Consider the following 16,589-nt stretch of genomic DNA (forward strand, 5'->3'; position numbering starts at 1 on the left):
CCCTATCGCTCAAGTGCCGAGTGCTGGTGGGGGGATACCTGCGGGGCGGGGGACGCCCTGGGCGCCAGGGAGGGCGCGCGGGGGCCCGGGTGGACGACCTGGCGCGGACGCTCGGGGGGCCGGACGCGCTGCTGCCCGTCCACCGTGGCCGAGCAGAACAGGCAGCGGTCGCCGATGACGGCCAGCCCGCACCAGCCGCAGGTGTCCCGGCGGACCGAGGTGACCAGCTGGTACAGCACGCCGACGTCGGCGATGTAGGCGGTGAACTCGACGAGCCTGCCGGTGCCCCACCAGCGCGCGGAGTCCGCCGGCAGCGGCACCTCCCGCACGTGCAGGCTCCGCCAGGCGCGGGCGAGCGGCCCGGTGACCCAGCCGGCGTCGACACCGTGGCCGTGGGCGACGGCGAGCTGGGTGAGGAACGCGGGCCCGGCCGGCACGGCGTCGGGGCGCGCCTCGGACAGGTGCGGTTCGGGGTGGGCGAGGACGGCGAAGTGGCGCCCGGGCACCAGGGACTTCAGATGGGCGCCGACGGGCACGTCCACCCGGTCGAGCCGGGAGACCGAGCCGAGCAGGGCGCCGGAGTGCAGGTAGTGCGACAGCAGCCGCGCGGCACCGGCGAGCACACCGGGCCCGAGGTCGGTGGCGGCGAGCTGGCGCAGCTGCTCGGCCAGGAGCAGGGCGGCCAGCGGCGGCAGGTCGACCGGGACGATCGCCACCCGGTCCGCCTCCAGGGCGGCGCGCACGGTGTGGACGCGGCGGCGCCGCGGATCGGCGGGCTCCGGCGGGACGAGTACGACGAGGTGGCCGTGGGCCTCCAGGGCCGCCGCGGTGCGCATCACGTGCTGCTCCAGCGGGAGCGCGAGATCGTCCGCCGTGACCGCTATGACGCTCGACACCCGCGACCTCCCGGAACTCCCGCCCAGTCCCTGCCCGGAGAGCTTATCCCTGCGTAGCCGGAGCAGTGCGGAAAGTCGCCGAACAGTTGATGAAGTCGGTGGTACCCGCGGGACGCCGGACTACGCACGCCGGCCGCGGTATTGACCACGGGATTGGTCTGGACCAAACTGCGTCCACAGAAGAGTGGCCACTCGCGTAACCGCCCAACTCCTCGCCCCCAGGAGGCAGTAGTGGAACACGCACGCCCACGGAGCACCGCCCTCAGAGCCGCGGCGGCCGTCGGCGCCGCCGCCCTCGCGGTGGCGGGACTCGTCGCCACGTCCGGCAGCGCCAGCGCCGCGGACCCCGACCTCGTGACCAACGGCGGTTTCGAGAGCGGCCTGTCCGGCTGGACCTGCACCGCCTCCGGCGGCACCGCCGTGAACGGCCCCGTGCACAGCGGCGGCAAGGCCCTGCAGGCCACCCCGTCCTCCTCGGACAACGCCCGCTGCTCGCAGACGATCAGCGTCCGGCCGGGCTCCACGTACCGGCTGAGCGCCTTCGTCCAGGGCAATTACGTCTACCTCGGCGCGACCGGCAGCGGGATGACCGAGGTCTCCACCTGGACCCCGTCGGCGTCCTCCTACCAGCAGTTGTCCACCGGCTTCACCACCGGCGCGACCACCACCTCGGTCACGGTCTACGTGCACGGCTGGTACGCCCAGCCCGCCTTCCTCGCCGACGACGTGAGCCTGCTGGGCGCGCCCGGCACCGCGACGCCCACACCCACACCGACGCCCACGCCCACGCCCACGCCGACGGACCCCACCCCGACACCGACGCCGACGCCCACCGGTGGCGGCTCGCTGCCCAAGCACGTGCTGACCGGCTACTGGCAGAACTTCGACAACGGCGCGACCGTCCAGACCATCGCACAGGTCCCGAGCCAGTACGACATCATCGCCGTCAGCTTCGCCGACGCCACGGCCACGCCCGGCGCGGTCTCCTTCACGCTCGACCCGGCGCTGAATTACTCGGTCGGCCAGTTCAAGACCGACATCGCGGCGAAGAAGGCGGCCGGCAAGAAGGTCATCGTCTCGGTCGGCGGCCAGAACGGCACGATCAGCGTCAGCGATTCGGCGTCGGCGAACAACTTCGCCAACAGCGTCTTCTCGCTGATGCAGACGTACGGCTTCGACGGCGTCGACATCGACCTGGAGAACGGGATCAACGCGACCTACATGACGCAGGCGCTGCGCTCCCTGTCGGCCAAGGCCGGCTCCGGGCTGGTCATCACGATGGCCCCGCAGACCATCGACATGCAGTCGACGTCCTTCGGCTACTTCCGGACCGCGCTGAACATCAAGGACATCCTGACCGTCGTCAACACCCAGTACTACAACAGCGGCACCATGAACGGCTGCGACGGCAAGGTGTACGCGCAGGGCACGGTCGACTTCATCACCGCGCTGGCCTGCATCCAGTTGCAGAGCGGTCTCGCCCCCTCCCAGGTCGGCATCGGTCTGCCGGCCTCGACCCGGGCGGCCGGCAGCGGCCACGTGTCGCCGGCCGTGGTCAACAACGCCCTGGACTGCCTCACCAAGGGCACCAGCTGCGGTTCCTTCAAGCCCCCGACGACCTGGCCGGGGCTGCGCGGCGCGATGACCTGGTCCACCAACTGGGACGCGGCGAACGGCAACGCCTTCTCGAACACCGTCGGCCCCCACGTGCACGGGCTGCCGTAACCGGCGGCACCGTCACCGACGCACCGCGCCCCCGGGAGAGGTCCCGTCCCCCGGGGGCGCGGTGTCCCGCCGACCGCGGCGAAAGGTGAGGCGGTGGGGCGGGAGGTCAGTCCAGGACGGCGAGCGCGTCGATCTCGACGAGCAGCCCGGCGGGCAGGCCGACGTAGACCGTCGTACGGGCGGCGGGGGCGCCCTTCAGGCCGGCGAAGAACTCGTCGAAGAGGGCGTTGAACTCGGGGAAGTGCGCAGTGTCGGTGAGATAGACCCGGATCATGACGACGTCCTCCCAGGAGGAGCCGCCCTCCTCCAGCACCGCCTGGACGTTGGCGAAGGTCTGCAGGGTCTGCTCCCGCAGTCCCGGCCCCACCGGTGCGGGTGCCTGCCCCGGCACGGCGGGGCCGAAGCCGACCTGGCCGGCGACCTGCAGGATGTTGCCCTTGCGGACCCCGTGGGAGAACCTGGCCGGCGGTGTGGTGTGGCCGGCCGGGGTGATCGCGGTCTTCTCGCTCATCTGGTTCCTTCGCTCGGTCTACCGCAGTACTCGCGGCTGATCGCCTCCGCGGTGTGCTGGACCTGCGGACGCAACTTCAGCAACTCCTCCGCGCTGACGACCACATTGGGGGCGGAGATGGAGCACGCGGCCGCGACGCGCCCGTCGGCGCCGCGGATCGGCGCGGCGACGCAGTTGATGGACTCCTCGTGGCCGCCGAGGTCGCTCGCCCAGCCCTGCTCGCGGACCCGGGCGAGTTCGGCGAGGTGGGCGGCGGGGTCGGTGGTGGAACGCGCGGTGTAGCGCGGGTACTCCAGGGTCTGCGCGACCGCGCGCCGCTCCGTCTCGGGCAGGTCGGCCAGGAGCAGCTTCGCCACGGCGGCCACGGTGATGGCCACGGGCCTGCCGATCCGCGAGTACATGCGCACCGGGTAGCGGCTCTCCACCTTGTCGATGTAGACCACCTCGCCCTCCTCGTACACCGCGAGGTGGACGGTGTGCCCGGTCAGCTCGTTGAGGGCCACGAGGTGGGGGTGGGCGATACCGCGGACGTCCAGGTTCTCCATCGCCTCCTGGGCGAGGGCGAACAGCCGGGTTCCGAGGCGGTAGCGCTGGTCGTCCTGGCGGTAGACCATGCCGTGCTCGTGCAGGGTGCGCAGCAGGCGCAGCGCGGTGGACTTGTGCACGTCCAGGCGGGTGGCGACCTGTTCGAGGTTGGCGGGCCCCTCCGCGAGCAGAGGCAGGATGCGCAGCGCGCGGTCCACGGTCTGGCTCATGCGCGCAGTCTCCCCCATGCCTCGTCGCCGAGGGCCGCGAGTGAGTCGCCCCGCACCCCGATCACCGCGGCGGCCAGCGCGTGGCCCCGGGCGAGCCGGTCCCGCAGCGGGAGCGCGCGCAGCGTCGCCGACAGGAAGCCCGCGGCGAACGCGTCACCGGCCCCGACGAGGTCGACGACGGGCGTGTCCGGCGCGGGCACGAACACCCCGTCCGCGCCGCCCTCGTACGCGGTGGCACCGCGCGCGCCCTGCTTGACGACGAGGACGGCGGGACCCGGCAGGGCCTCGCGCACGGCGTCGGCGTCCGGCAGGCCCCACGCGGCCCCGGCCTCGTCCTCGCCGACCAGGACGAGGTCGCAGCGGGCGGCGAGGACGGCGAGCCGCCCCGGATCGGCCGAACGCCACAGGGCGGGGCGGTGGTTGACGTCGAAGGAGACCAGCGGGCGGCCCGGTCCGGGGGCGGTGAGCCCGTGGACGAGGTCCGCGCACCCCTGGGAGAGGGCGGGTGTGATGCCGGACAGGTGCAGCACCCGGCCGGCCCAGGCGTCGCGCCGGTCGACGTTCCCCGGGTCCATGGCGGCGGCGGCCGAACCGGCCCGGTAGTAGGCGACCTCGCCGGCGCCCGTGCGGAAGTAGACCCCGGTGGGGCGGCCGGGATCGCGCCGCACCCCCGAGACGTCGACGCCGGCCGCGGCGACCGCCGTCACCAGGTGGTCCCCGAACGGGTCGGCGCCCACCCGGCTGATCCATCGCACGGCATGGCCCAGACGGGCCAGCGCGCAGGCCACGTTGGACTCCGCGCCACCCGTCCCCCGGTCGAAGGCGGCCGCGTCGGCGAGGCGACGCCCGGGCACGGAGGGGACGAAGGTGACCATGGACTCGCCCACGCACACGACGTCCACGGCCACGGTCCCGGTCACCTCTGCTCCTCTCCGCGCACCGTTGACCCGGTGCTGGCCGGGATGTTAGACAGCGGGAAACACAGTACGCAACGGCCGTTGCACATATTGCAACGACTCCGGACGGAGGCGGGATGGACCAGGTCACGGGCATCGACGAGCTGCACCGGGAGCGGGTGGACCACCGTTTCAAGGGACTCCCGCCGGACGCCGACGGCCTGACCGTCGGCGAACTCGCCGCCCAGCGCCGCACCGTCTTCGACGGCGGCTTCACCACGCCGCTGCTCACGCTCTCCGAGCCCGCCCTGGAGCACAACCTCGCCCAGCTCGCCGACTGGGCCGGCAAGCACGGCCTCGCCTTCGCGCCGCACGGCAAGACCTCCATGGCCCCGCAGCTCTTCGCCCGCCAGCTCGCCCACGGCGCGTGGGGCATCACCGCCGCGACCCCGCACCAGGTGCGGGTCTACCGGACGTTCGGCGTGCGGCACGTCTTCCTCGCCAACGAGCTCGTCGACGCGGCCGCGCTGCGCTGGGTAGCCCGCGAGCTGGCGGCCGACCCGGAGTTCCGCTTCGTCTGCTACGTGGACTCCGTGCGCGGGGTGGAGCTGATGGACGCGGCCCTCACGGCCGTCGTGGACGTCGTCGTCGAACTCGGCGCGGAGGGAGGCCGCACGGGCGCGCGCGGATCCGCGGAGGCGGCGCGCGTCGCCGACGCGGTCGCCGCGACGCGGCACCTGCGGCTCGTCGGTGTCGCGGGCTACGAGGCGGCGGCCCCGGACCCGCGCGGATGGCTCGCCGAACTCGTCTCGTTGGCCCGGGACTTCGACGCGGCCGGGCGGTTCGCAGAAGCCGGGGAGATCGTGGTGAGCGCGGGCGGCAGCGAGTGGTTCGACGCGGTGGCGGACGCGTTCGGCACGCTCGGGGACCTGTCCCTGCCGGTGCTGCGGCTTCTGCGGTCCGGGGCGTACGTCACCCACGACGACGTCCACTACCGCGATCTGACGCCGTTCCACGACCGCATCCCCGCGGAGGGCTCGCTCGAACCCGCGTTCCGGCTGTGGGCACAGGTGCTCTCCCGGCCCGAGCCGGGCCTCGCCCTCCTCAACGCGGGCAAGCGCGACGCGCCGTACGACCTCGACCTCCCGGTGCCGCAGGTTGTGCGCCGCGCCGACGGTTCCGCCGTCCCGGCGGCCGGGCTCACGGTCACCAAGCTCGCCGACCAGCACGCGTTCGTGGACGTCGCCCCCGGGGCGGGGGACCTGGCGGTCGGCGACTGGGTGGGGCTGGGGGTGTCGCATCCGTGCACGGCGTTCGACAAGTGGCAGCTTGTTCCTGTCGTGGGCGAGGGTGGGGTTGTCACGGACTTCGTCCGCACGTTCTTCTGACGGCGGTTCGTTGTTGTGTGCGGGTCCGTTGCGCCTGCGGCGGGCGGTTTCCCCGCCCTCCCTCCCGATTGCCCCGGATGGTTGGTGCGGGCCTCGCGGCGTGCGTGGTGGGCCGGGGGCGGGGCCTCCGGGGCTGCACGTCCTGGACTGGGTTATTTACGTGCATGGCGGGCGGTCCATGTCCGAGCCCCGGATGCCGCACACAAATATCCCGCAGCGTCCAGAACATCCACCCCTACGACCCCACCCCCTCCGTATCGCGGGCGACCAACGGCCGGTGGGTGTGACGGGGGGCGCCCCTACCCGCACGGTTGGGAGCTGCCCTCAGCAGGGGTCCTCTGGCCGCAGGCCGAGCAGGGGTGCACGCACCCGTGGTCGGGGGCGGCACCTCCCACGGGACGGCTGACGCACCTCACCCGCCGGTGCTCGCAGGGCTTTGCCGATGTCAGGCGACGCCGAAGGCCGCCAAGCGGCAGATCACGACGAGCCCCGATGCGGGGACGCCCCTGGCCTCCGGCGGGCGGCCGACCCGCAACCGGGTTCAGTCTTGGAACCACACCGACCGCACCGAACCAGCCCGTCCCTGGCCGAAGGCCGAAATCGGGCAGGAACGCGCACACGACAACGGGCCGCTCAGCAGGGCGCCCCTATCGCCGGGCATCGGCCCGAGCACTCCCTTCCGGTCCGATCGCGCCAAAACCGGCGCGGGCCTCAGCCACCACCCCCATGGCCGTCGGCGTCGGTAAGACGCGTGCGGCAACCCCGGACCGCCTCACCCCCCTCCGGCCGTCAGTCGCTCACGGATACGGAGGGGGCGGGGTCGGAGGGGTGGATGTTCTGGACGCTGCGGGATATTTGTGTGCGGCATCCGGGGCTCGGACATGGACCGCCCGCCATGCACGTAAATAACCCAGTCCAGGACGTGCAGCCCCGGAGGCCCCGCACCCGGCCCACCACGAACCCTGCGAGGCGGTCACTGACCGCGCCGGATGGGGGTCCCCCCGGCCGAAGGCTGGGGGAGGGAGGGCGGGCGGGAGAACCGCCCGCCGCAGGCGCAAACGACCCGCACACGACAACCGGGCGGCCCGGCGCAGCCGCCCGCACACAGGAGAGAGAGGCCCGCATGGACTTGGCGATTCGCGGCGCGACCGTCGTGGACGGGACCGGGACGACCACGGCGTACCGGGCGGACGTCCGCATCGAGCGCGGCCGCGTCACGGAGATCGGGACGGTGCGCGGCGCACGCCGCACGCTGGACGCCCGCGGGCTCGTGCTCGCCCCCGGGTTCATCGACATGCACGCCCACAGCGACCTGGCCCTCCTCACGGACCCCGCGCACGAGGCGAAGGCGGCGCAGGGCGTGACCCTGGAGGTGCTGGGCCAGGACGGGCTGTCGTACGCCCCCGTGGACGACCGCACGCTGGCCGAGCTGCGCCGCCAGATCGCGGGGTGGAACGGCGACCCCGAGGGCCTGGTGTACGACTGGCGCAGCGTCGGCGAGTACCTGGACCGCCTGGACCGGGGCATCGCCGTGAACGCCGCGTACCTGGTCCCGCAGGGCACCGTGCGGATGCTGGCGGTCGGGTGGGAGGACCGCCCGGCGACCCCGGCGGAGCTGGACCGGATGCGGCAACTGGTCGCCGAGGGGCTGGCGCAGGGCGCCGTGGGGATGTCGTCCGGGCTGACGTACACCCCGGGGATGTACGCCTCGGACGCCGAACTGACCGAGTTGTGCCGGGTCGTGGCCGCCCACGGCGGCTACTACTGCCCGCACCACCGCAGTTACGGCGCCGGCGCGCTGGAGGCCTACGCGGAGATGATCGCGGTGACCCGGGAGGCGGGCTGCGCCCTGCACCTGGCGCACGCCACGATGAACTTCGGTGTGAACGCGGGCCGCGCGCCCGAGCTGCTCGCGCTGCTGGACGAGGCACTCGCGGCGGGGGCGGACATCACCCTCGACACGTATCCCTACCTGCCGGGCTGCACGACGCTCGCGTCGACCCTGCCGAGTTGGGCGACGGAGGGCGGGCCGGAGGCGACCCTCGCCCGGCTCCGGGACGACGCGCAGGCGGAGCGCATCCGGCACGCGATGGAGGTGGAGGGGTCGGACGGCTGCCACGGCGTGCCCGTGGAGTGGCGGACGCTGGAGGTCTCCGGGGTGCGCGAGCCCGCCCTGGCGGGCCATGTGGGACGCCGGCTGACGGACTTCGCGACGGCGCGCCGGCTGCTGCTGGAGGACCGCCTGGGCACGACGGTCCTGCAGCACGTCGGCCACGAGGAGAACGTCCGGGCGATCATGCGCCACCACGTCCACACCGGCGGCAGCGACGGCCTGCTCGTCGGCGACAAGCCGCACCCCCGGGCGTACGGCACCTTCCCGCACTACCTCGGTCGCTACGTGCGCGAGCTCGGCGTGCTCGGCCTGGAGGAGTGCGTCGCGCACCTCACCGGCCGCCCCGCGGCCCGGCTGGGGCTGCCGGACCGCGGCCTGGTCCGCGAGGGCCACCGCGCGGACCTGGTGCTCCTCGACCCGGGGACGGTCGCCGCGGGCGCGACGTACGAGGCGCCGCGCACACCGCCCACCGGCATCCCGCACGTGCTCGTCGACGGGCGGTTCGTCATCGAGGACGGCCGCCGGACGGACGTCCTGGCCGGTCGTTCCGTGCGCAACGAGAAAGGGCGGGGAAGGTAGCGCCACTTCACCATTCGGCGCATACGTGGCCAAGAACACGGGGCGGTCCCCGGTACGTGGCCGTAAGCTCGCGGGCATGCAGGTGATCCAGTCCACGAAGCTCTCCAACGTCTGCTACGACATCCGCGGCCCGGTGCTGGAGGAGGCCATGCGGCTGGAGGCGGCGGGTCACCGCATCCTGAAGCTGAACACCGGCAATCCCGCCGCCTTCGGTTTCGAGTGCCCCCCGGAGATCCTCGAGGACATGCTGCGCTCCCTCGGCGGCGCGCACGGCTACGGCGACTCCAAGGGCATCCTCCCGGCGCGGCGGGCGGTCATGCAGCACTACCAGACCAAGGGCATCGAGCTGGACGTCGAGGACGTCTACCTCGGCAACGGCGTCTCCGAGCTGATCCAGATGTCGATGCAGGCGCTGCTGGACGACGGCGACGAGGTGCTGATCCCGGCGCCCGACTACCCGCTGTGGACGGCCGCGGTGTCGCTGTCGGGCGGCACCCCGGTGCACTACCGCTGCGACGAGCAGGCGGACTGGTTCCCCGACCTCGCCGACATCGAGCGCAAGATCACCGACCGCACCAAGGCGCTGGTGATCATCAACCCGAACAACCCCACGGGCGCGGTCTACGACGACGAGCTGCTGCGGCAGCTGACCGACATCGCCCGCCGGCACAACCTGATCGTCTGCTCGGACGAGATCTACGACAAGATCCTGTACGACGGCGTGACCCACACCCCGACCGCGGCGATCGCCCCCGACCTGCTGACGCTCACCTTCAACGGGCTGTCGAAGGCGTACCGGGTGGCCGGCTACCGCAGCGGCTGGCTCGCGGTGTGCGGCCCGAAGGAGCACGCGACCAGCTACCTCGAGGGCCTGACGATCCTGGCGAACATGCGTCTGTGCGCGAACGTCCCGGCACAGCACGCGGTGGCCACCGCCCTGGGCGGCCGGCAGTCGATCAAGGACCTGGTGCTGCCGGGCGGCCGGCTGGCCGAGCAGCGGGACGTGGCGTACGAGCTGCTGACGCAGATCCCCGGGGTGACCTGCGTACGCCCCAAGGGCGCGCTGTACGCGTTCCCCCGGCTGGACCCGAAGGTCTACAAGGTCAAGGACGACCAGCAGATGGTGCTGGACCTGCTGCGGGCCGAGCGGATCCTGGTGGTGCAGGGCACCGGCTTCAACTGGCCGGAGCCGGACCACTTCCGCCTGGTCACGCTGCCCGCGAAGGAGGACCTGGCGGACGCCGTGGGCCGGATCGCACGCTTCCTGGACGGCTACGGGCAGCCGTAGCCCGGGCGCCGGTCACCCCGATACCTCGAAACACTCCCTCCTTAGACTGAGTCCAAGGTAGGATGTACTCCTGTTTGCAGGAGGAGTGCATCCATGTACGAACCGATCCGCACCAAATCGGTCCATACGGCGGTGGCGCCCACCCTTCCGCGTCGGAGTCGTGACGAGGAGCTGGACCTCCAGCTCGCCGGACACCTCGCCGCACTGCTGACCGTCACCGACGAGCTGCGGGCGCTGGAGCCCTGCCCTGAGCTCGACCGTGCCGCGGAGCAGCTCGCCGAGGCCGTGGCGGGTCTGCACCACGGGCATCCCCCACTGCGGCTCTCGCCGGCTCCGGCCGGACGGGGGCACGCGGAGGCGGCCCGTGTGGCGGCCCTGCACCGAAGGGCGCGCGCACTCGCCGGCCGGGCCCTGGTGGTCGCCGAGTCACGCCAGAACGCGGAGGCCGCGGCGCTCGCCGAGCGCCACATCGCGGTCCACACCGCAGCCGCCTAGGAACGCCCGGGGGCCGGGACCGGAGGTCGTTGCCTCCGGTCCCGGCCCCCGGTGTGAGGGTCGGCTCGGTCCGCCCGCGGGGCGACGGTCAGGGTCGGGGACCCCCGCGGCCGGGCCATGCCCACCACCGGACCGCCCGCCCGCGCCGCACGCACGGGGAGGGCCGGGCCGCCCGGATTCCGGCGGGGCCTAGCCCAGGCGCTCGACCAGGGCCCGGTACTCGTCCCACAGCTCCTTCGGCGTGTGGTCGCCGAAGGTCTCCAGGTGGGACGGGATGAGCGAGGCCTCGTGCCGCCAGGTCTCGACGTCGACGGAGAGCAGCAGGTCGAGGTCCTCCTGCGAGATGTCCAGGCCGCCGGTGTCCAGGGAGCCCTCGGCCGGCAGCACGCCGATCGGGGTCTCGACGCCCTCGGCCTGGCCGTTGAGGCGCTCGACGATCCACTTCAGCACGCGGCTGTTCTCGCCGAAGCCCGGCCACACGAACCGGCCGTCCGCGTCCTTGCGGAACCAGTTCACGTAGTAGATCTTCGGCAGCTTGGCCGCGTCGTGCCGCCGGCCGAGCTCGACCCAGTGGCCGAAGTAGTCGCCCATGTTGTAGCCGCAGAAGGGCAGCATCGCGAAGGGGTCGCGGCGCAGCTCGCCGACCTTGCCCTCGGCGGCGGCGGTCTTCTCGGAGGCGACGTTGGCGCCGAGGAAGACACCGTGCTGCCAGTCGAAGGACTCGGTCACCAGCGGCACCGCGGAGGCGCGGCGGCCGCCGAAGAGGATGGCCGAGATCGGCACGCCCTTGGGGTCCTCCCACTCCGGCGCGATCGTCGGGCACTGCGCGGCGGGGACGGTGAAGCGGGCGTTGGGGTGGGCGGCCGGGGTCCCGGACTCCGGCGTCCAGGAGTTGCCCTTCCAGTCCGTGAGGTGGGCCGGGAGCTCCTCGGTCATGCCCTCCCACCAGACGTCGTTGTCGTCGGTGAGGGCGACGTTGGTGAAGACCGAGTTGCCCCACAGGGTCTTCATGGCGTTGGCGTTGGTGTGCTCGCCGGTGCCCGGCGCGACGCCGAAGAAGCCCGCCTCGGGGTTGATCGCGTAGAGGCGGCCGTCCTCGCCGAAGCGCATCCAGGCGATGTCGTCGCCGATGGTCTCCACGGTCCAGCCGGGGATGGTCGGCTCCAGCATGGCGAGGTTGGTCTTGCCGCAGGCGCTCGGGAAGGCGGCGGCGACGTACTTGGCCTCGCCGCGCGGCGGGGTGAGCTTGAGGACGAGCATGTGCTCGGCCAGCCAGCCCGCGTCGCGGGCCATGACCGAGGCTATGCGCAGGGCGTAGCACTTCTTGCCGAGCAGGGCGTTGCCGCCGTAGCCGGAGCCGTAGGACCAGATCTCACGGCTCTCGGGGAAGTGCGAGATGTACTTGGTGGAGTTGCACGGCCACGGGACGTCCTCCTGGCCGGCCTCCAGCGGGGCGCCGACGGAGTGCACGGCCTTGACGAAGAAGCCGTCCTCGCCGAGCTCGTCGAGCACGTCCTGGCCCATGCGCGTCATGGTCCGCATGGCGGTGGCGACGTACGCGGAGTCGGTGATCTCCACGCCGATCGCGGACAGCTCGGAGCCGAGCGGGCCCATGCAGAACGGGACGACGTACATGGTGCGGCCGCGCATGGAGCCGCGGAAGAGCCCCTTCTCGCCGCTGAAGATCTCCCGCATCTCGGCGGGGGCCTTCCAGTGGTTGGTCGGGCCGGCGTCCTGCTCCTGCTCGGAGCAGATGAAGGTGCGGTCCTCGACACGAGCGACGTCGGTCGGGTCGGAGGCGGCGTAGTACGAATTGGGGCGCTTGATCGGGTCGAGCTTCTTGAAGGTGCCCTTCGAGACGAGCCCGTCCGCGAGGCGCTGGTACTCCTCCTCGGAGCCGTCGCACCACACGATCTCGTCAGGCTGGGTCAGCTCGGCGATCTCGCCGACCCATGCGATCAGGTCCTGGTGATGGGTGGGAGCCGCATTGACGCGCGCCACGATCGCTCCGTTCCGCCCGGTGTGCACTCACCTGGCGTCAGATTCCGAGGGTGTTGTTGTCGGCCCCTTGGGGGCTGCGACCCGGATGCTGCTCTCGTGGGATGCTCATCCGGTGCCGTCCGCACTCATATGAGTATCAGGACAGGAAACGCGATCTGTCCAGGGCGCGTGAGGTGAGCAACGCCACTCCCAACGCCCGGCGACACCACGTACTACGTATCGGTAACCTACGCAACCGTAGGTAGCATTGATTTCATGAGCTCCGTGGACGAGACTCCCGTTGTGCCCGCCGCCCTTGAAGAACTCGCATCCGCCGCCGCCCCCTTGAAGCCGAAGCTGAGGGGGTGGCTCCATGCCGGGATGTTCCCCGCCGTCCTCGTCGCGGGGGTCGTCCTGACCGCCTTCGCCGAGAGCACCCGCGGGCGGATCGCCTGCGCGGTGTTCACGCTCACCGCCTGCGCGCTGTTCGGCGTGAGCGCGCTCTACCACCGCGGCGACTGGGGCCCCCGGGCCTCGGCGGTGCTGCGCCGGATGGACCACGCGAACATCTTCCTGATCATCGCCGGGACCTACACGCCCTTCACGCTCCTGCTGCTGCCGGACGGCAAGCAGGAGGTCCTGCTCTGGCTGGTCTGGGCGGGCGCCCTGGCGGGCATCGCCTTCCGGGTCTTCTGGGTGGGGGCGCCGCGCTGGCTCTACACGCCCTGCTACATCGCGCTGGGCTGGGCGGCGGTCTTCTTCCTGCCCGACTTCCTGCGGCAGGGCGGCATCGCCGTGCTCGTCCTGATCGTCGTGGGCGGCCTGCTGTACAGCGTCGGAGCGGTGGTCTACGGGACCAAGCGCCCCAATCCCTCACCGCGCTTCTTCGGCTTCCACGAGGTCTTCCACTCGTTCACGCTGGCCGCGTTCATCGTGCACTACGTGGGCATCTCGCTGGTGGCCTACAACCACGCGTAGCCCTTCCGCGACGGCCGGGGGCCCCGCGGACCGCGACGGCGCTCCGCGGGGCCTTTCGCACGTCACGAGATGACAGCCGCCTCTTTTTGACGGTCACTGTCATCCGGCGACGGACTTGCGGGGTGGGTGGTGGCCGGTGCCCCGTGCCCGCCGGAGCCTTCGGGGCGGCACGCACCGTGGATGCACGACAATGACGAGCGTGACCGTACCGACCGGACCGAGCCTTCGCGAGCGCAAGAAGATCCGGACCCGGCGGGCCATCCGCCGAGCCGCCCTCAGGCTCTTCGAGGCGCAGGGGTACGACGGGACCACCGTCGAGCGGATCGCGGAGGCGGCCGAGGTCTCGGCCAGCACGGTCTTCCGGTACTTCCCCACCAAGGAGGACATCGTCCTCTCCGAAGGCCACGACCCCGTCATGGTGGCCGAACTGCGCGCCCGTCCGGCACAGGAGCCCGTCGTCGCCTCCCTGCGGTACGCCCTGCTGGGCCCGCTGCGCGGGGTGCTCGCCGACGAGGGCGAGCTCGATGAGCTGCGGCAGCGGCTGCGCCTGGTGCGCTCGGTGCCCGCCGTCCGCGCGCGCATGGGCGAGCGCATCCAGGAGGCCGGCCGGCTGCTGGCCTCCGTCACGGCCGAGCGCCTCGGGCGCCCCGAGGACGACCTCGAGGTCCGGGTCGTCGTCGCCGCTGTGATCGGGGCCTGGTCCGAGGCCGTCTTCCACTGGCTCGACTCGGACGGCACCGCCGACCCCGGCGCCGTCCTCGACCGCTCGCTGGAACTGCTCGCGGCCAACCTCTGCCGTTAGGCGCGGACCGGCGGCAGGTCCCCGTGAGCCGTGGTCGGCGCCGCCCGGGGGGCCGCGGCACGCGCCGAACGTCAGCGCGCGCCCAGTTGCTCCGCCAGGGCCTGCGCGTCCGCGGTCGGCGCCGCGCACACGAAGTGCCGGCAGACGTAGGCCGCGGGGCGGCCGCCCAGCAGCGGGCGGTCGGCCAGGAGGGCGTACTCGTCGGCGCCGGGCTCCCCCACGGCGACCACCGCGCCCGGGGCGGTGCCGAGCAGCGCGGCGCGGTGCAGCGCCGCCGTGCCCGGGTCGCCCGCCGGGCCGACCACGGCGACCTCGCGCGGGCCGTCGAGCGCCGCCTCGGCCACAGCCAGACCCCAGCCGATGAACCGCGGCACCCGGCCGCCGAGGGCGCCCACGACGCCCAACGCCCGCTCCGCGGCCTCGCGGTGGCGCGAGGAGCCGGTGTACGCGGCGTACGACAGCAGCGCGCCGGCCGCGGCCGTCCAGCCCGAGGGGGCGGCGTTGTCGGTCGGGTCCTGCGGCCGGCGGATCAGCGTCTCGGCGTCGTCGGCGGTGTCGAAGAGCGTGCCGTCCTCCCCGGTGAAATGCCGCAGTACGGAGTCGAGAAGGAGCCCCGCGAGGTCCAGCCACACGCCCTCGCCGGTCACCGCGCCGAGCGCGAGGAAGCCCTCCGCGACGTCGGCGTAGTCCTCCAGCACGCCCGCGTTGCCGCCCACCGTGCCGTCCCGCGAGGTCCGGGCGAGCCGGCCGTGCTCGTCCATGTGGACCCGCACCAGCAGGTCCGCGGCCTCGACGGCGGCCGCGACAAGGTCCGGGCGCTCGAAGTACGCCCCCGTCTCGGCCAGCGCGGCGATCGCCAGCCCGTTCCAGGCGGCGACGACCTTGTCGTCGCGGCCGGGGCGGGGCCGTCCCTCCCGGGCGGTGAACAGCCGCCCGCGCACCGAGGCGATCCGCTCGGCGTCCACGAACCCGGCGTCCGAGGGGAGTTGGAGCACCGACGCGCCCTCCTCGAAGGTGCCGTCCTCCGTCACCCCGAAGTACTCGGCGGCCAGCGCCGCGTCCTCCTTGCCGAGGACCTCCTCCAGCTCCGCCGGCGTCCAGACGTAGAAGGCGCCCTCGCCGTGGCCGCCGCCCGGCTTGTCGCTGTCGGCGTCGAGCGCGGAGGCGAAGCCGCCCTCGTGGGTGCGCAGCTCGCGCAGGAGGAAGTCGGCGGTCTCCAGGGCGACCCGGCGGGCCAGGTCGGAGCCGGTGGCGCGCCACAGGTGGGCGTAGAGCCGGCAGAGCAGCGCGTTGTCGTAGAGCATCTTCTCGAAGTGCGGCACCACCCACTTGCGGTCCACGGCGTAGCGGGCGAAGCCGCCGCCGAGCTGGTCGTAGATGCCGCCGCGGGCCATCGCCTCGCAGGTGTCCCGCACCATCTGGAGCGCGCCCTCGGAGGCGGTACGGGCGTGGTGCCGCAGCAGGAACTCCAGGGCCATCGACGGCGGGAACTTGGGCGCCCCGCCGAACCCCCCGTACGAGGGGTCGTAGTCCCGGGTGAGCCCCAGCAGCGCCGCCGCGAGCTGCTCCTCCCCCGGGGCGGCCGTCCCGTCGAGGGCGAGCGAACGTCCGCCCAGGTCCTTCACGATGCTCGCCGCGACCGCCCCGACCTCGTCGCGCCGCTCGCGCCAGGCCGCCTCGACGCCCTCCAGCACCTGGCGGAAGGAGGGCATGCCGTGCCGCGGGGCGGGCGGGAAGTAGGTGCCGAAGTAGAACGGTTCGCCCTGCGGCGTCAGGAAGACCGTCATCGGCCAGCCGCCCTGCCCGGTCGCGGCCTGTACGGCCTCCATGTAGACGGCGTCGACGTCGGGGCGTTCCTCGCGGTCGACCTTGACCGGCACGAAGTGCTCGTTGAGGTACGCGGCGGTCGCCTCGTCCTCGAAGGACTCACCGGCCATGACGTGGCACCAGTGGCAGCTGCTGTACCCGACGCTGAGCAGCACCGGCACGTCGCGCTCGCGTGCCTCGGCGAAGGCCGCCTCGCCCCACGGCCACCAGTGCACCGGGTTGTCCGCGTGCTGCAGCAGGTAGGGGGACGTGGATCCGCTGAGTCGATTGGCCATGCCCCCAGCCTCACACATCGCCCCGTCCGGCGTCCCGCACCCGCGCGGCCACGCCGGTTGCCCGCGGCAACGGACGTTGTC

General features: G+C 72.9%; 13 protein-coding genes. 7 read left to right on the forward strand and 6 right to left on the reverse strand.

Annotated elements, in window-relative coordinates; genetic code table 11:
- Positions 1-2 precede the first annotated feature (2 nt).
- Complete coding sequence (locus OIE69_RS16460; RefSeq protein WP_326572679.1) at positions 3-896, reverse strand: hypothetical protein; 894 nt, start codon at positions 894-896, stop codon at positions 3-5.
- A gap of 231 nt (positions 897-1,127) precedes the next feature.
- Here OIE69_RS16460 and OIE69_RS16465 point away from each other — a divergent pair, with 231 nt between their 5' ends.
- Positions 1,128-2,621 (forward strand): chitinase, encoded by a 1,494-nt coding sequence (locus OIE69_RS16465; protein WP_326572680.1) that lies wholly within the window; start codon positions 1,128-1,130, stop codon positions 2,619-2,621.
- A 106-nt stretch (positions 2,622-2,727) separates the two neighbouring features.
- Here OIE69_RS16465 and OIE69_RS16470 read toward each other — a convergent pair whose 3' ends face one another.
- From OIE69_RS16470 to OIE69_RS16480, 3 genes are read right to left on the reverse strand one after another with little or no spacing between them, the layout of a single operon-like run.
- Positions 2,728-3,132 carry a RidA family protein gene (locus OIE69_RS16470; RefSeq protein ID WP_326572681.1) on the reverse strand — a complete coding sequence of 135 codons (405 nt, stop codon included), beginning with the start codon at positions 3,130-3,132 and terminating at the stop codon, positions 2,728-2,730.
- Positions 3,129-3,887 carry an IclR family transcriptional regulator gene (locus tag OIE69_RS16475; protein ID WP_326572682.1) on the reverse strand — a complete coding sequence of 253 codons (759 nt, stop codon included), beginning with the start codon at positions 3,885-3,887 and terminating at the stop codon, positions 3,129-3,131. Before OIE69_RS16475 ends, OIE69_RS16470 begins: the two co-directional genes overlap by 4 nt.
- Positions 3,884-4,807, reverse strand: a complete 924-nt coding sequence (locus tag OIE69_RS16480; RefSeq protein WP_326572683.1) for a sugar kinase — start codon at positions 4,805-4,807, stop codon at positions 3,884-3,886. Before OIE69_RS16480 ends, OIE69_RS16475 begins: the two co-directional genes overlap by 4 nt.
- Before the next feature lie 113 nt (positions 4,808-4,920).
- Between OIE69_RS16480 and OIE69_RS16485 the strand changes: the two genes are divergently transcribed.
- The 4 genes from OIE69_RS16485 (at position 4,921) to OIE69_RS16500 (ending at position 10,646) form a co-directional block, all read left to right on the forward strand.
- The gene (locus OIE69_RS16485) at positions 4,921-6,171 is read left to right on the forward strand and encodes an alanine racemase (RefSeq protein ID WP_326572684.1); all 1,251 of its coding nucleotides are present in this window, start codon (positions 4,921-4,923) and stop codon (positions 6,169-6,171) included.
- Between the two features lie 1,123 nt (positions 6,172-7,294).
- Entirely contained in the window at positions 7,295-8,863 is a 1,569-nt protein-coding gene (locus OIE69_RS16490; RefSeq protein WP_326572685.1) for an N-acyl-D-amino-acid deacylase family protein, read from the forward strand.
- A 76-nt stretch (positions 8,864-8,939) separates the two neighbouring features.
- Positions 8,940-10,151, forward strand: a complete 1,212-nt coding sequence (locus OIE69_RS16495) for a pyridoxal phosphate-dependent aminotransferase (protein ID WP_326572686.1) — start codon at positions 8,940-8,942, stop codon at positions 10,149-10,151.
- A 93-nt stretch (positions 10,152-10,244) separates the two neighbouring features.
- Positions 10,245-10,646 carry an SCO4983 family protein gene (locus OIE69_RS16500; protein ID WP_326572687.1) on the forward strand — a complete coding sequence of 134 codons (402 nt, stop codon included), beginning with the start codon at positions 10,245-10,247 and terminating at the stop codon, positions 10,644-10,646.
- 189 nt (positions 10,647-10,835) lie between these two features.
- Here the strand turns inward: OIE69_RS16500 and OIE69_RS16505 are convergent, their stop codons facing one another.
- A complete protein-coding gene (locus tag OIE69_RS16505; protein ID WP_326572688.1) occupies positions 10,836-12,647 on the reverse strand; it encodes a phosphoenolpyruvate carboxykinase (GTP) in 1,812 nt (603 codons plus the stop codon).
- Positions 12,648-12,902: 255 nt separating this feature from the next.
- Here OIE69_RS16505 and trhA point away from each other — a divergent pair, with 255 nt between their 5' ends.
- Both trhA and OIE69_RS16515 read left to right on the forward strand, forming a co-directional pair.
- Entirely contained in the window at positions 12,903-13,604 is a 702-nt protein-coding gene (gene trhA, locus OIE69_RS16510) for a PAQR family membrane homeostasis protein TrhA (RefSeq protein WP_326572689.1), read from the forward strand.
- A gap of 190 nt (positions 13,605-13,794) precedes the next feature.
- On the forward strand, positions 13,795-14,406 hold the full coding sequence (locus OIE69_RS16515) for an acyl-CoA-like ligand-binding transcription factor (protein ID WP_326572690.1): 612 nt from the start codon (positions 13,795-13,797) through the stop codon (positions 14,404-14,406).
- Positions 14,407-14,477: 71 nt separating this feature from the next.
- Here OIE69_RS16515 and OIE69_RS16520 read toward each other — a convergent pair whose 3' ends face one another.
- A complete protein-coding gene (locus OIE69_RS16520) occupies positions 14,478-16,508 on the reverse strand; it encodes a thioredoxin domain-containing protein (protein ID WP_326572691.1) in 2,031 nt (676 codons plus the stop codon).
- Between the last annotated feature and the right edge of the window lie 81 nt (positions 16,509-16,589).

This window comes from Actinacidiphila glaucinigra (assembly GCF_035918135.1).
Classification (GTDB): Bacteria; Actinomycetota; Actinomycetes; order Streptomycetales; family Streptomycetaceae; genus Actinacidiphila; species Actinacidiphila glaucinigra.

Coding starts and splice junctions, on each gene's coding strand:
- OIE69_RS16470 (WP_326572681.1), bottom strand. CDS start 3,132: ATGAGCGAGAAGACCGCGATCACCCCGGCCGGCCACACCACACCGCCG.
- OIE69_RS16475 (WP_326572682.1), bottom strand. CDS start 3,887: ATGAGCCAGACCGTGGACCGCGCGCTGCGCATCCTGCCTCTGCTCGCG.
- OIE69_RS16485 (WP_326572684.1), top strand. CDS start 4,921: ATGGACCAGGTCACGGGCATCGACGAGCTGCACCGGGAGCGGGTGGAC.
- OIE69_RS16490 (WP_326572685.1), top strand. CDS start 7,295: ATGGACTTGGCGATTCGCGGCGCGACCGTCGTGGACGGGACCGGGACG.
- OIE69_RS16495 (WP_326572686.1), top strand. CDS start 8,940: ATGCAGGTGATCCAGTCCACGAAGCTCTCCAACGTCTGCTACGACATC.
- OIE69_RS16500 (WP_326572687.1), top strand. CDS start 10,245: ATGTACGAACCGATCCGCACCAAATCGGTCCATACGGCGGTGGCGCCC.
- trhA (WP_326572689.1), top strand. CDS start 12,903: ATGAGCTCCGTGGACGAGACTCCCGTTGTGCCCGCCGCCCTTGAAGAA.
- OIE69_RS16515 (WP_326572690.1), top strand. CDS start 13,795: ATGACGAGCGTGACCGTACCGACCGGACCGAGCCTTCGCGAGCGCAAG.
- OIE69_RS16520 (WP_326572691.1), bottom strand. CDS start 16,508: ATGGCCAATCGACTCAGCGGATCCACGTCCCCCTACCTGCTGCAGCAC.